This is a genomic window from Methylomonas sp. MK1 (genome assembly GCF_000365425.1).
In the GTDB taxonomy this organism is placed as follows: domain Bacteria; phylum Pseudomonadota; class Gammaproteobacteria; order Methylococcales; family Methylomonadaceae; genus Methylomonas.
On sequence record NZ_AQOV01000001.1, the window covers coordinates 597219 to 611319 of the forward strand.

General features: G+C 50.6%; 17 protein-coding genes. 10 read left to right on the top strand and 7 right to left on the bottom strand.

All coding sequences use genetic code 11. From position 1 onward, the window contains the following. Positions 1 to 3: 3 nt before the first annotated feature. Entirely contained in the window at positions 4 to 1359 is a 1356-nt protein-coding gene (locus G006_RS0102615; RefSeq protein ID WP_020481602.1) for a (Fe-S)-binding protein, read from the bottom strand. A gap of 324 nt (positions 1360 to 1683) precedes the next feature. Here G006_RS0102615 and G006_RS0102620 point away from each other — a divergent pair, with 324 nt between their 5' ends. The 3 genes from G006_RS0102620 to G006_RS0102635 all read left to right on the top strand — a co-directional run bounded on the left by G006_RS0102620 (position 1684) and on the right by G006_RS0102635 (position 3662). Beyond that, positions 1684 to 1992, top strand: a complete 309-nt coding sequence (locus tag G006_RS0102620) for a DUF6156 family protein (protein ID WP_020481603.1) — start codon at positions 1684 to 1686, stop codon at positions 1990 to 1992. 214 nt (positions 1993 to 2206) lie between these two features. After that, complete coding sequence (locus G006_RS0102630; protein WP_026146795.1) at positions 2207 to 2809, top strand: GNAT family N-acetyltransferase; 603 nt, start codon at positions 2207 to 2209, stop codon at positions 2807 to 2809. Then, positions 2802 to 3662, top strand: a complete 861-nt coding sequence (locus tag G006_RS0102635; protein WP_020481606.1) for a carbon-nitrogen hydrolase family protein — start codon at positions 2802 to 2804, stop codon at positions 3660 to 3662. Before G006_RS0102630 ends, G006_RS0102635 begins: the two co-directional genes overlap by 8 nt. Before the next feature lie 65 nt (positions 3663 to 3727). Here G006_RS0102635 and G006_RS0102640 read toward each other — a convergent pair whose 3' ends face one another. The 5 genes from G006_RS0102640 to G006_RS0102660 all read right to left on the bottom strand — a co-directional run bounded on the left by G006_RS0102640 (position 3728) and on the right by G006_RS0102660 (position 7883). Continuing rightward, positions 3728 to 4558, bottom strand: a complete 831-nt coding sequence (locus tag G006_RS0102640; protein WP_020481607.1) for an SIR2 family NAD-dependent protein deacylase — start codon at positions 4556 to 4558, stop codon at positions 3728 to 3730. 145 nt (positions 4559 to 4703) lie between these two features. Next, the gene (locus tag G006_RS0102645; protein WP_020481608.1) at positions 4704 to 5456 is read right to left on the bottom strand and encodes a DnaA/Hda family protein; all 753 of its coding nucleotides are present in this window, start codon (positions 5454 to 5456) and stop codon (positions 4704 to 4706) included. Between the two features lie 9 nt (positions 5457 to 5465). Next, the gene (locus G006_RS0102650; protein ID WP_026146797.1) at positions 5466 to 6458 is read right to left on the bottom strand and encodes a helix-turn-helix transcriptional regulator; all 993 of its coding nucleotides are present in this window, start codon (positions 6456 to 6458) and stop codon (positions 5466 to 5468) included. 9 nt (positions 6459 to 6467) lie between these two features. Beyond that, on the bottom strand, positions 6468 to 7184 hold the full coding sequence (locus G006_RS26825; protein ID WP_020481610.1) for a hypothetical protein: 717 nt from the start codon (positions 7182 to 7184) through the stop codon (positions 6468 to 6470). 48 nt (positions 7185 to 7232) lie between these two features. Continuing rightward, complete coding sequence (locus tag G006_RS0102660) at positions 7233 to 7883, bottom strand: AAA family ATPase (RefSeq protein WP_020481611.1); 651 nt, start codon at positions 7881 to 7883, stop codon at positions 7233 to 7235. 354 nt (positions 7884 to 8237) lie between these two features. Between G006_RS0102660 and G006_RS0102665 the strand changes: the two genes are divergently transcribed. Then, positions 8238 to 8837 carry a hypothetical protein gene (locus G006_RS0102665; RefSeq protein WP_020481612.1) on the top strand — a complete coding sequence of 200 codons (600 nt, stop codon included), beginning with the start codon at positions 8238 to 8240 and terminating at the stop codon, positions 8835 to 8837. Positions 8838 to 8902: 65 nt separating this feature from the next. Here the strand turns inward: G006_RS0102665 and G006_RS0102670 are convergent, their stop codons facing one another. Then, positions 8903 to 9265, bottom strand: coding sequence for a hypothetical protein (locus tag G006_RS0102670; RefSeq protein ID WP_020481613.1), 363 nt, complete (start codon positions 9263 to 9265; stop codon positions 8903 to 8905). Between the two features lie 485 nt (positions 9266 to 9750). Between G006_RS0102670 and G006_RS0102675 the strand changes: the two genes are divergently transcribed. From G006_RS0102675 to G006_RS0102700, 6 genes are all read left to right on the top strand, one after another. Continuing rightward, on the top strand, positions 9751 to 9936 hold the full coding sequence (locus G006_RS0102675; RefSeq protein WP_020481614.1) for a hypothetical protein: 186 nt from the start codon (positions 9751 to 9753) through the stop codon (positions 9934 to 9936). A 348-nt stretch (positions 9937 to 10284) separates the two neighbouring features. Next, positions 10285 to 11097 carry an energy transducer TonB gene (locus G006_RS0102680; protein WP_020481615.1) on the top strand — a complete coding sequence of 271 codons (813 nt, stop codon included), beginning with the start codon at positions 10285 to 10287 and terminating at the stop codon, positions 11095 to 11097. Between the two features lie 20 nt (positions 11098 to 11117). Continuing rightward, the gene (locus G006_RS0102685; protein ID WP_020481616.1) at positions 11118 to 11894 is read left to right on the top strand and encodes a MotA/TolQ/ExbB proton channel family protein; all 777 of its coding nucleotides are present in this window, start codon (positions 11118 to 11120) and stop codon (positions 11892 to 11894) included. Continuing rightward, complete coding sequence (locus G006_RS0102690; protein WP_020481617.1) at positions 11894 to 12304, top strand: ExbD/TolR family protein; 411 nt, start codon at positions 11894 to 11896, stop codon at positions 12302 to 12304. Before G006_RS0102685 ends, G006_RS0102690 begins: the two co-directional genes overlap by 1 nt. Before the next feature lie 158 nt (positions 12305 to 12462). Then, complete coding sequence (locus G006_RS0102695) at positions 12463 to 13356, top strand: dienelactone hydrolase family protein (protein WP_020481618.1); 894 nt, start codon at positions 12463 to 12465, stop codon at positions 13354 to 13356. Positions 13357 to 13374: 18 nt separating this feature from the next. Next, a complete protein-coding gene (locus tag G006_RS0102700; protein ID WP_020481619.1) occupies positions 13375 to 14085 on the top strand; it encodes a cytochrome b/b6 domain-containing protein in 711 nt (236 codons plus the stop codon). Positions 14086 to 14101: the final 16 nt, after the last annotated feature.

A 14101-nucleotide genomic window follows, 5' to 3' on the forward strand; every position in this document is an offset into this window, starting at 1 on the left:
GCATCAATCCTGTGACGGTAAGGCTAAACAAAGTACTTCGGCTAAATGCAGGGGCTTGGCAAAGCCGCCATTGCCGATCTGCTGCTGACAAGAGAAACCATTGCTGACCAGCAGTGCGTCAGGTTCGGCGCGCAGCGCTGGAAATAAGGCCAACTCGGCCATGGCTTGGGCTTGGTCGTAATGCTCGGCTTCGACACCAAAATTGCCGGCCATGCCGCAGCAGGACGATTCGATCAGCTCGAATTTCAAATCCGGCAGTTGCTTGAGCAGTTTGCGAACCGACTTGATGGCGCCGACTGCTTTTTGGTGGCAGTGGCCGTGCAGCAGCAAACTATTGACGCCGGGGATGGCTTGAAACTCGATAGGCCAACGCTTTGCGGCTTGTTCGCGGACGATAAACTCTTCCAGTAACAAGACCTTTTCCGCCAGCTTTTGCGCCGGTTCGCCTAAACCCAGCTTTAAATATTCGTCGCGTAAACTCAGAATGCAGGATGGCTCCAGGCCAATGATCGTGCGCCCCGCAGCGACATGCTCGGCTAGCGCCGCCACCATGCGCTGCGCTTCGATGCGGGCCTTATCGATCAGACCGTTGGAAAAATAAGTGCGGCCGCAGCATATGGGCCGATCAGCTTCATCGCCAGCCAAGGGCGTAGCGATATGAACATGATAACCGGCGGTATTCAGCAGCTTTTTAGCGGCTTCGGCGGCGGCCGGATTGAAGTAATAATTGAAGGTATCGACCAGCAGCACAACCTGTTTCTCGACTAACTCCGGATGCAAACTTAATTCGGATTGGGCTGGCACCTGAAACGCTTGCGCGGCAGGTTCCGGCAAGCGGACTTTGGCGCTGATGCCCAGCCAGGCTTCGCCTAAACGCGCCAGCAGCGGCATGCGATTGCGCCATTGAATTAAGGGCCGGAGCGCGCGCCAACGCAGTATTTTCGGTAACTCCGCCCACAAGCGCCGCCGTAGCGTCAAGCCATTGCGCTGCACTTGCTGCGCCAGAAACTCGGCCTTGATCAAGGCCATGTCCACTTCGTTCTCGCACTCGCGCTTGCAGCCTTTGCAACTGATGCACAAGGCCATGGTTTCGGCGAGTTCCGGATTGAAAAAGGCGGCGTCATTATCGGCGTTCAAAGCCGCCTTCAACGCCCTTACTCGCCCCCCCGGCGATAAACCGGGATTTTGCGTCACCCTAAAACTGGGGCACATCACCCCTTTAGCATCCCGTTCGCATTGCTTGCTGCCGATGCACACTGCCACGGCCTTGGCGAAATCGGCACCGTGTTTAGGAATATCGGCATAGGCGTCGCCCATCCCGGCGTTTTCATAAGACGACCAATCCAGAAACAGTTTCATAGGCACCAGGCTGAATAAAAACCTAGATCAAGCAAAAACAAAGCCAGTCGGACCGGCATAGGGCGGATAAACGCAACGCATCCCGCTTTCCCGTCAGTGCTTGGCGGATGCGCTGCGCTTATCCGCCCGGCCTTTGCTGCGATTGTGACAATTCCCCACCGGATTGTTGCTCAGCACGCTGTAGCAAACCCGACAATCCGCGGGAGCCGCGCACGTTTTGTCACAGCGTTACCGGGCCAAATTACCGGCGACCCCAGGTAATTCGGGTCACCTATTTCGGCACAAATATTGCGGTAATTAGTTTTTTTGCCTGGGAAAATTGAAGTGGAATTAGAAAACTGCGATACCCGCTATTTCATTAGCTATAGCGGCGTAAAACTACCGTTGAAACTGGTCAACGAACTCGAAGACGAAAGCCATCTGGAAAACCGCAACACTTACTTTCGCGGCTGCTACGATGCTGATCAGCGTCTGATGCTGCTGGAAAAACTCGTCTACGGGGAAGTGGAATTGCGCCATGTCTACGCCTACCATGCTAACGGCACGCTGGCCGAAGCGGAAATTACCGATGCGGATGGCGAGATCAACCTATTGCGTTTTGACGAATCGGGGGCAGCTTTGGAATTGGATTAACAGGCAGGTGGAAAACTCATGAATATTTCCTCTTCCCCAGAATCCAGTGTTTTTTTCAACAGCCGGTTAGCCAAATACTGCCGAACCTCGAAGTCGTGGAATAGATTCATAATCCTTTGCCATAGGCAATCCGCCACCGCCTGAAATACAATATGCAGTTACCGCCTTGACAGCGGCAACCGACATTTTGTTTTTTATAAAACCGCAAACCAGCATGAGCAAAGACATCCGCATCCAACGCCTCAGCGGCGACGCCCTGATTCAATACATTCCGGAACTGGCGCGACTGCGCATCGAGGTGTTCCGGGATTTTCCGTATTTGTACGACGGCGATTACGAGTACGAGAAGAAATACCTGCAAACTTACATAAACTGCCCGGAAAGCGTCATCGTGCTGGCGTTCGATGGCGACGCCATCATCGGCGCATCGACTGCGATTCCATTGAAATACGAAACCGACGAGGTCAAAAAACCATTCGTTGAGAACGGCTACAACCCGGATGAAGTGTTTTATTGCGGCGAATCAGTGCTTAACAAAGCCTATCGCGGCTTGGGCATCGGCGTACGCTTCTTCGAACAACGCGAAGCCCATGCCGAAGATTTAGGCGGCTTCAAACATATCACCTTCTGCTGTGTTGAGCGTCCACTTGACCACCCGCGCCGGCCAGCCGATTACGTGCCGCTAGACGCTTTCTGGAACAAGCGCGGCTACGTCAAACATCCCGAGCTGAAAACCACTTACACCTGGAAAGATCTCGACGACACTGCAGAAACCGCCAAACCCATGACTTTTTGGTTGAGAGAAGACCGTGCCTAAAATCGCCAGCGCCCAATACGACATCAGCTTCCTGGAAACCTGGGAAAACTTCGCAGCCAAGGCTCGCCGCTGGGTAAAAGAAGCTGCGGACAACAAAGCCGAAATCCTGCTGTTTCCAGAATATGCCTGCATGGAATTGGCATCCTTGTTTCCGAAGGAAGTTTATTCCTCACTAAACGGCCAGCTAGATGCCTTGCAAACCTTGCTGCCCGGCTATCTGGAATTGTTCAAAACCCTGGCTGCCGAGTACCGGGTTTATATTCAGGCCGGCACCTATCCGGTCAAACACGACAGCGGCGAATTTCGCAATCATGCTTATTTCTTCACCCCGCAAGGCGACGTGGATTATCAAGAAAAACTGACCATGACTCGCTTTGAGAACGAGCAGTGGCATATTTCGCGCGGCCTGGACATAAAATTGTTCGATACCGTATTCGGTAAAGTCGCGATCAACATTTGCTACGACAGCGAGTTCCCACACTACGCCCGCCAGCAAGCCGAACGCGATGCCAGCTTGATTCTGGTCCCAAGTTGCACCGACACCGAAGCAGGCTATTATCGAGTCCGCATCGGCTGCCAGGCCCGCGCTTTGGAAAATCAATGCTATGTGGTGCAAGCCTCATTGGTCGGTAACGCAGATTGGTCGGAAGCGGTGGATGTGAACTGCGGTGCGGCGGCGATTTACACGCCGGTAGATCGTGGATTTCCCAACAATGGCATTTTGGCGATTGGTGAATACAATCAGGCGCAATGGGTGTATGCCGACCTGGATTTAGCGGCTGTGGATACCGTGCGTCAGGAAGGCCAGGTGTTCAATTATCGGGACTGGCCTAAGCAGTTCGATTGCCAATAATCGTTTCTTTGGAGAGGACAAGTCAAACTCTTGGCTTACCTGTCATACAATTCTCGGTCTTGCGGTCAGTGCCCAGCGGAGAGAATCCGCTCTATAGCAGTCAGCGCCGCCAATGCCGACATGGCAAGCGAAATACTGCCTTTGGGGGCGTTCGATTCGTCCAGGTTGATACGAAGCAACGTACCGGGAAAACTTTCTCCGACCCAGCGAATTGGGCCTATTGCCGAGCCGACACCCAATTCAATGACCACGACTTGTTGATGCACGGCCTGTAAACGCCAATCCAGATATCGCTTTTGTTGTTGCCGGGCACGATGCTCTAACCAAAAGGCATCGTCAAACATCAAAATATTGGGACGGGCAAATCCGCCGCAATCGGGGCAAAAAGGCAAGGAGCCCTGGGCTATCATACTGTGGCTGTCCACCGTTAGCTGGAGTGTTTTAATAGGCCAAATTCTTTGGTTACAAGGCATGCAACATTGCAAGTAATGGATCGAACCGTGACATTCGTAAATGCTTTCTTCGGCAAACCCCGCCTTTTGAAAATGTCCGTCCACATTGCTGGTGTAAACAAAACCCGGATTGGGCTTGCTGTCGAACCAGCTTTTCAACAGTTTAAAACCGGCATGCGGCTGCGTATTTCCATACGAATGGTAACGAGCGCCGTAAAAGCCCCAGGCGCGTCTCGGTTCGTTAAAAAACCATTGCGGATTCGCTAGATCCTGGAACGTCAAGCCTTCGGCGGCATAGCTTGGATGTGTGCGCCAGAAGCCTTGCTTGCCGCGGAAATCCGGCAAGCCGGAATCGACACCCATGCCGGCACCGGCGGTAATCAACAGCGTGTCCGCATCGGCGATGGCTTGGGCGGCACGCAAAATCGCGTTTTGTTGGTTCACGCTGCATTTCCCGCTTGCTGTGGCCTCTTGCGGCGCAGGTAACGATTATCTGACATCTTATTGGCTCCAGTGATTGCAAACAGACAATCTACCGGAAGCATGCGACAAAACCGGTCGTTTAATCTCGACATTTTCACATTGCGCCTTAGTTTAAAAACAACAAAGTTTTCGCTTGAGCAAGCGTCACTTTTTCGCCGAACAAGTTGGTATAGGCTTGCAACTTATGCAATGTACTCTCCAACTCTCTGACGTCCGAGCAAATCCGCCTAGCGATAAGGCGAGCGATGTCCATGTCCAACTCGAAACCGGCACTCATAGCCTTACCGCGAAGCATTTCAATTCGAGCATCATAGTCTGGCATGACAATTTCCACGGATAGGCTATTGATAAAACGTAATTTCAGCCACTCATTTAATTGTTCGAGTTCATCAATGGATATCGTTCCAGCCAGCGCTATTTGTCGTTTGCTCTGGGAAACATTTTCAAGAAGGTTAAGAAAGCCTTCCCAAACCGGCTTTTTATGGATCAATAGTTGAATATCATCAACCAGCCATAAGTCAACACTTTCAAAATATTCGATTAATTTTTCTTCTGAGTCAGAACGAATCGCCTGCACCCAATCGTGCACAAATTGCTCCGCGGATTGATAAATAATCGAAACATCCTGTCGCTGTAGCGAAGCGGCCTTGGCAATCCCTTTAAGCAAATGTGTCTTACCCAACCCAATGCCGCCGTAGATGAGGAATGGGTTGCAACTCCGCACACCATTTCTCGAAAACTCAATACACGCTGCTTTGGCGAGCCGATTGGCTCCAGCTTTGACAAAGTTGCCGAAGTCATAGTCGCCGGAAAGAAAATCCGAATAATTGCTTATTGGACAAATCGACAGCTTGTTCATACCGCAAGCCTACATACCGTATATTTTGCCCAGCAATCGAACGGTTTCGGCAAACGTTTGCCTTAGCGAATCCGGCTCCAGCACCTCTATATCCGCACCGAATCCTCGCAACCACCAACGCAGTTGCAACGTATCTTTTACCGAAGCCTGCAACCGGAAATAACCGTCCTCGAGCGCCGTAATCCGCTGATCGGTGCTCAGCGGCGTTTCCGACAAGTGCTTACGCACCCAGGGAGAAATTTTCACTACCAGCTGAATGTCGGCGTCAGGCGCAGTTGGGTAGTCGAACTCGCCGGATGTTATATAAATATCCGGATCGTAATCCGCAGGCACGGTAACTGCCTTATCCAGCAATATAGCCTGTCCGAAACGATGCAACGCCAATTGTTTTACATCCTGATAATCCCACAACGTCGCCAGCAGATAAGCCACATTGCCCCGGAATATCAAGCCCAACGGGTTGACTTCGTACTGTTTGGTGGCTTCGTCCCGCCGCAGATAGCCGGCTGAAAAACGCCGATTTTTCAACAGCGCTTCGTACACCACCTTCAATACCTCGGCATCGATTTGCGGTGACAACAAAGATTGATTAGCGGGAATCGCTCTGACTTTATCCGGCCAATGGGCCAATGGCGAATGTTTCAGCGTACCGTCGGCCAACGCGAAATAATCGGCCAAATGCGCTCTGACGGATAACGGCAATAACGGAATTAAAAACTGCTCAACTAGTTTGAATGTCAGCGCCTCATCCGCCGACATCAATGGAAATTGCATACGTGCGGATTGCTTCGGCCAGAACCAGCATAAGGGCTTGGTTTCATCCGAACTGGTGAAGGGAAACAAGCCTGATGAAGACAGCTTATTTAAATCCCGCTGCACCGTCCTGATGTCCACCTCGTAACCTAAGTCTTGTAGTTTTTTCAGCAAATCCGGGGTGGTAATAGACTCCGGTTCTTTGGGGATGAAGCGGAGCATTTGGAAGTAGCGGAGGATGGTGTCCATTTTAAAACATCAATAATAACCTGAAGCATATTTCACGAAAATTTGATCAATTTCAATAACTTTAAATCCAGTAATGTGTGCTATTTCTTCTACGGCAAGAATTGCTTTTTCACTTGAAAGTTTCAGGTTAAATTCTTTTTCCAATATTTCTTTGACTCTTTGGTCAGGCTTTACAGTATCAATTCCGAAGTTGATTCGAAGATGTTGAAAGGTTGCCACACCGACATTTTTAATAGATCCGAGAATATCATTCTTCCGCTTATCAAGTTTTGCATTTTCAGCCCAATTTTTCATTATTTCATAATCTTCGTTAATTGAAACAGAATCGCCAAGAGTCAATATTTTTTCAACTAGGGTCTTTAATGTATTGTATTTTTTTTCATCTTTATGACCCCATACATTTTTAAATTCTTTATAATCTTTTGTCGATAACATTTTTTGAAGGTCTTTGAAAGTTAGATGGGTGTAATCTTCTTTTATTCTTGCTATGTGTGGTTGCACTTGTCTGTTGTAATCTCTGTTTGCTGCAAGAACGACATCCATCAACGTAATAGCAGGAATTATGTGTCTTTCAACATTTAAAAAATCTGCTGCTTGGTTTTTAGCGGCATCAATTATTTTCATTCCTTTAAATTTATGAATCCCATGAGACTTTTCTTTCATTGGGCTATTTCCTAATCGCTCAACGATATCGTTAATTTCCGCTGCTGTTTTCTCTAATAGCATAATATTCTTCTCCAAAGCCAAATTGATACTACCAATTTTTTACCGAAACTAACGTACAAACCCAATTTGCGCGAACGCCTCCCCCTTCGCCTCACACTCCTGCTCCAGCACTTGAATCATTCTTTCCGGCTGTGAAATTCCCCCTAACACCGCGACTTGCCGACTGACCACGGCAAAGTCACCCGGAGTGAGGTTGGTCAGCCGCTGGACTTGCTGATTGAATATAGCCAAGTTTTCCGGGTTGGACGGTAATTGTCCGCGAAGTCGTTGGCATTCCCGTTGGAACAATAGCCAGCGTTGATTGGGGCTGAGGTAATCGAATTTCACCTTGAAATCAAAGCGCCGTAAGGATGCCGCATCCAACTTATCCATCCGGTTGGTGTTACAAATGAAAATACCGGAGAAGGTTTCCATCTGGGTGAGCATTTCGTTAACCTGGGTAATTTCCCAGCTTCTGTGGGCACAGTTGCGGTCGCCTAGCAAACTGTCTGCTTCGTCCAATAACAGGATACTGAGTATGTCGTTCATAATAAAACGCAATGACTGGATTCGTTTCAGGCTTCCCTGCATATTTAATACAAGCCGCAATAGGTGGATTGCCGCCAAACGTTGATAAGCGTCGAATTGTTGGCGTTTAGAACTGCGCCTGTGAGCGCTGCGTGTAGGCCGCATAAAAGTAGAGAAAGAATTTTTAATCATGACTGACTCCACCGACAATATTTTGATTGGAGCTAGAATAGGGGTATAAGCGACAAATACGGTCGCTATTGTGGTGGATCTTCTGCTTAGCCCATTTCGACAAACGCACCACGAACGGAATCAATAAACCTGTGGGCACTGAGCCAGTCGAAGGACTTAATCGCGTATCCTTATCATGTCTCAGCCCCGTCTAATCGTTTAAAACTAAAGCCACTTGCTTTAGCAAAGTTTATCTCCTTGGCTTTTGCACCAATTCTCCTAAACTTGCGCAATGCCGAAAAAACAGTGCCCGCAATAGCCAAGCCCGGTTATTATTGAGGTGTTGTCCATTTACACGCCCCGGCGGAGATATGCATGCTTGACTCAATCGCTCTTGATATCCAGGCTCTGGTCAATCTGCTAAGCAGGTTAAGACCGGAATTGCTGGATCAAATTTGCGCGAAACATCCCGGTTACACCGAAACCCTCAGGCCCGGAAAATTACTTGGGCAAGACAGCGCTTCGCAATCGCAGTTGCTGGTCGATTTAGCCATGAGCACCAAGGGCCTAGTCAAGCAGGAGTGTTTGAGTATTTATAATTTGCTGAGCGCGCGTTTGCGAGGCTCGGTGCGCTTACGTCTGATCGGCAGCACCATCGCCACCTTGTCGGCCGGCGCATTGATAGCAGCCTTGACTCAGGGAATACCCAAGCTGGTACTGGCGTTTGCCGTATTGACGGTATTCGCGGCGGCATTCATGCTGGTGGGCGAATGCCTAGAAGGTTATTTCGGCCGGCAGCGCGGCTTGCGAGAAATGCAGGATAGGTTGTTGAAAAACCTGCTGGATGTAGCCGATGTTGAAGCCGAACTGCGCCTGATGGAGTTTCGCGGCAATTTCGACGGCATCGAACCGCAAATCCGCAAATTAAATACCGTCGCGATCACCAGTCAGCAAATCCAACATCTGGTCGGCTAAGCACATTTCCAGGCCTAAAAACTTAAACTTCAGGCTGAACCTGGCCCGGCCGACAGATACCTAATTCAATAGCGAAGCTTCAAATCGCATGCCCCAACCAATCGACTAGACAGCGAATTGTCTTCACTGGGGAATTGATTCACATCGACACCACAACCCAAGTTTACCGGTCGGCTTTTGCGTTTTTCAGTCGGATTAATGTTTGCCGTGCTGCGCCCGGCATTACTCAACAAAAGATTCGAGCTATCAGTGGCATCGGCTGCCAGCGCTTGATCCGATGGGGTCAGAATTAACGCGGAGGGCGTCTCAAAGCTTTCGGGAGGCAGTGCATCCGCGAAAACGTTTAGCGCACAAATAACTAGCAAGCCGCCGATGACGGCGGAAATCGGTTTGGACTGCTTTAGAAACGAAAAATCATGGGCTTTCATGATTTCCTCCTGTTCCAAAGTTGACGTTATGAGCTAGGTGGCCAAATTCTTCTTCCAAAGAAGACTGTCCGACCCACTCGGTCTAAGCTATCCGCCGACAGCGGCCAAAATTACCGTCAAGATTAACAATCGGCTACAGCAAATCGGGTTCCTATCTAAGCACTGATCGCTTAACACATTTTTAATTCGTTACTGCGAACCATGCCACAAATGCAATCCCGGAAACGTCACTAATAATAGTACGATCACGGTTGATTGGCGAATTTTAAAACGCTTAGTTGCAAAATTTTTCTTATGATAGTCAATTAGTTGACAAACAAATCTCATAAATTTTCGAGCATAATTGATGCCAAACCACTAGGATACACACCAAACTAGGCAGCAAATTCATTGCAAGCCGGGTTTGCTGTACTCAGGCTTTTTCTCATAAATCCTGTGAAAACCAAACTACCCCTTTCCCCAAATCAGTTAGACGGATTTAGGGCATGGCAACGTTGACCGGCCTGCCCAGTTGGGCAAACCGCTTGAGCAGTGCCGCTTTATGCAACAAAGCCGATTCAGTTGTAGATAATGTCGGTTTGAATGCCCGTCAGCGGCATTTAATCCTGGTCGAAATTTGTGCTGATTGCTGGTTTGCGCGTTTTCGATTGCAAGTGGCAACAGCTACGTAACACTTGCACTCAATAACTGTTGCCCTACAAACACCTCCTAAACACAAGACCCGGGAAATTGGTGCTCAGCAAGCAATTCAGCAGTTAATACCAACTAAAATCCCTCGCTATCCGCTCGCGCCTAACCCAACTTTCGCCCTAAAAACAATCGATAAATAAACCACTTAGCGTTCTTACCTGCCATCCATACCAAACATAGCGACGCTATTCGACAATCTGGCACAGCTCGTGCTGTATTGGAAATCAACAGCACTAATCAAAGCCTATTTAGCGTATCAAACAGCCGCCTACTTAGCGCGGCACAACAGGGAATATGGCATTTATATTTAAGAAATGGGGAACAGTGGCATGAGCAGTCCTTTAGCGACTTTTAATAAATTTGCACCGGCGGGCGCTCCCGCAGATTGGGACGCGGCGGACGTTGTTTCGTTAAAACCGTCTGTCGCTCAATTGGCCGAAGGTTTAACGCATTCGCGAGTCGCAGTTGCGTTGGGGGATTTTAAGTACGTCACTGAAACGCGCGATCATAAATGGGTAGATTTTCTATTAATCGGCGTGCTGACGATTTTTATCCATAACACGGTCGTCGACCACTTCAGAGGCGCTGCGTTTGAGCAAGAAATAGTCGAGCCGATCAAACCTGAAACCAAAGTCCAAATCACGCTGACCAGACCGCAACCCAAACCGGTGCCGCCACCGCCACCCTTGGTCAAACCTAAACCACCCACACCCAAAGTAGTACCACTGAAACCGCAAAAGCCTAAACCCGTGGAAAAAGTGGTAGAGCAAGCACCCGCGCCCGATCCGACTCCGGTAGTAGATACCGCGCCGGTTGCGCCTACGGCGCCGCCCGCCCCGCCAGCGCCAGTGGTTGAAGAAAAAATCACCGAGCCGGTTGCCGACGCGGCTTACCTGCACAACCCGCTGCCCGAATATCCCGAAGTTGCTCAAGAACGCGGCTGGGAAGGCAAAGTGGTGATGAAAGTACACGTGCTGCCCGACGGCACCACCGATAGCGTTACCGTCAGTAAATCCAGTGGCCAGAAAGTCCTGGACGATGCTGCCGTCAAAGCCGTTCTCAAGTGGTCTTTCGTGCCGGCCAAACGCGGCGATACGGCGATTGCCCGCTACACCACGGTTCCATTCACTTTTAAATTGTAATTATTTTTTGAGGATCAAAAATGTCTGATATCGCAACCAATGTCATCGTCGATGGCACCCTGAACACCTTAATCGCCGCCTCGGTCGTGACTTGGGGCTTAATCCTGATCAAAGGCGTGCAACACATCCGCATTTCGTATCACAACCGCCGTTACAACAAAGAATTCTGGAGCGCGCCCAATATTCAGGCCGCCGCGCATCTGGAAAACCAGGATGGCCCGGCTGCCCGAGTCGCCGGTATCGGTTTTTCCACATTGATCGAGACTGACGGCGGTGCGTCTACCCATGACCTGGAACACACCTGGGACAGACAGGAATTGTTGGACAGACGCTTGCGTCAGCAGATGCAAAAAGAACGCGGCTCGCTGGAAAGCGGCCTGGCGGTGCTGGCGACCATCGGCAGTATCTCGCCGTTCGTGGGCTTGTTCGGTACCGTGTGGGGCATTATGGGCGCCTTGACCAATATCAGCAAAACCGGTTCGGCCAGCCTGGAAGTGGTCGCCGGCCCTATCGGTGAAGCCTTGATCGCTACGGCAGTGGGTATCGCGGTCGCGGTACCGGCGGTTGTGGGTTACAACTTTTTTATCCGCCGCAATAAAGTGGTTTGGGCCTTCCTGGACGACTTTGCTATCGACTTTGTGCATTTGGCGCTAAAAAGCTCATTCATCATCGAACGTGCCGGTAGCAAACCGGCATCAGCGGCAGCTTCCGCACGTTTGACCGATGTCAGCGGCGGCAAAAAATCCAGCATCAAAGACACCCATGAAGAATTAATCGCGAAAGAGGCGCACGCATAATGGCATTTAATACCAAAGACGACGGCGGCGATGATGTGATGGGCGAAATCAACGTCACGCCCCTGGTGGATGTGATGTTGGTGCTATTGGTGGTGTTTATCGTCACCGCCCCTTTGTTAACCCAGGCAGTGCACGTCAATCTGCCGAAAACCGCCGAAACCGCGCCGCCGGACGACAAAGCGGCGTCTTACTTAAGTGTCGATGCCCAAGGCAAAATCTACATAGATAAACAAGAGTTTCCGTTGGAAATTATCGAAGGCGAGTTGAAAAACCGCCTGGCGGCCAATCCCGAGTTCGCGCTGAATTTGAACGCGGACGACGCGGTGCAATACGGCATCGTCGCCAAGGTGATGTCATCCATCGAACGGGCCGGCGTCACTAAGCTGTCGGTTCTGACCGTTCCGCAATAAATCAGGAACTGGCCGGGTAGCAAGTTTACCCGGCCGGTTAATCGCGGCGCCAAACGCTGCGGCACCAGTACAACCAGAATCACGCCAATACCAAGGATGCAGCTGCTGCGTCCAGGGTTTATTTGCGTTTAGGCACAAACTTTTAGGAGAACTTTAGGATGGCGCGCAAGACCGCTCAAGACTTTCATCCGGAAGCGTTACAAGCTTTTGATAAATACGTACATGGTGATATTTCCCGGCGGGACTTTTTATCGTCGGTACCTAAATACGCCCTACTCGGCCTGACCGCCGAAGCCTTGCTGGAAGCGCTTAACCCGCGCTTCGCCGAAGCAAAGCAAGTGGCAGACGACGATCCACGTATCAAAGCCACCTATGTGGAATACCCTTCCCCGCACGGTAACGGCAAAATTCGCGGTTACTTGGTGCAACCGGCCAAAGCCGTAGGCAAACTTCCGGTAGTGCTGGTTATCCACGAAAACCGGGGGTTGAATCCGCATATCCAAGACATCGCTCGCCGCCTGGCCTTGGACAATTTCATTGCCTTCGCGCCGGATGCGCTGTTTACGCTGGGCGGCTATCCGGGCGATGAAGACAAAGCCCGCGAATTGTTCCAAAGACTGGATAAAGAGAAAACCCAGGCCGACTTTTTGGCTGCGGCGCAAGCCATTAAAAAACTGCCGCAAAGTAACGGGAAGTTGGGCGCAGTTGGCTTTTGCTACGGCGGCGGCATAGTCAACTTCCTGGCCACCCGTCTGCCGGATCTGGGCGCTGGCGTACCGTTCTACGGTGCCCAACCTGCCGCCGATCAGGCCGCAAAAATCAAAACCCCTTTATTGATCCATTACGCCGGCGTCGACGACCGCATCAATGCCGGCTGGCCGGCTTATGAAGCGGCCCTGCAAAAATCTGGCGTCAATTACGAAGCCCACACCTATCCAGGCGTGCAACACGGCTTTAACAACGACACCACCCCACGCTACGACGCCGCCACCGCCAAACTGGCCTGGGATAGGACCGTCAGTTTCTTCAACGCTTATCTGCGCGACAGTTAAACCATCGGGAGGATTTCAATGAAAGTGGAAGTACATATTTGGGATTGGCCATTACGACTGTTTCACTGGTTGCTGGTCGTGGCCGTGGTCGGCGCTTACGCCACCGGCAAACTGGGCGGCAATCTGACCGACTGGCATGCTCGCTTCGGCAGTTTGATTTTGGGCTTGCTGGTATTTAGATTGATCTGGGGCTTCATCGGCACTACCCATGCCCGTTTCGCCAGTTTCTTTCCGACCTTTTCGCGGCTAGTGGAATACGTCAAAGGCGAATGGCAAGGCGTCGGCCACAATCCGGCCGGTGCCATAGCGATTATCGCCTTGCTGGCGGTGTTGAGTTTTCTGGCTATCACCGGCTTGTTCGCTAACGACGATATTGCTTTTGAAGGTCCGCTGTTTCATGCCATCGACAAAGAGGTCAGCGATAAACTCAGCGGTTGGCATATTTTTGCAGTGAATATCCTGCTGGGCTTGGTCGCGGTGCATGTCAGCGCGATTGTCTTGTACCAACGCCTGAAAAAAACCAATCTGGTTGTCGCGATGCTGACCGGCAAAAAGCAATTGCCTAAATCCTTGGCGCCCTCCCCGATCAAACCAGTCGGCCCGATCCGCTTCGTGATCACTTTGTTGATCGCGGTGACGGTAGTCTGGGGCGTTTGGAGCGGCGGTTTTGTGAATTATCTGGCGCCCTTGGCCAGCTTCCAAACGGCTACGGCCAATCCAAAAACCTAAATGTTACTTTTTCTAC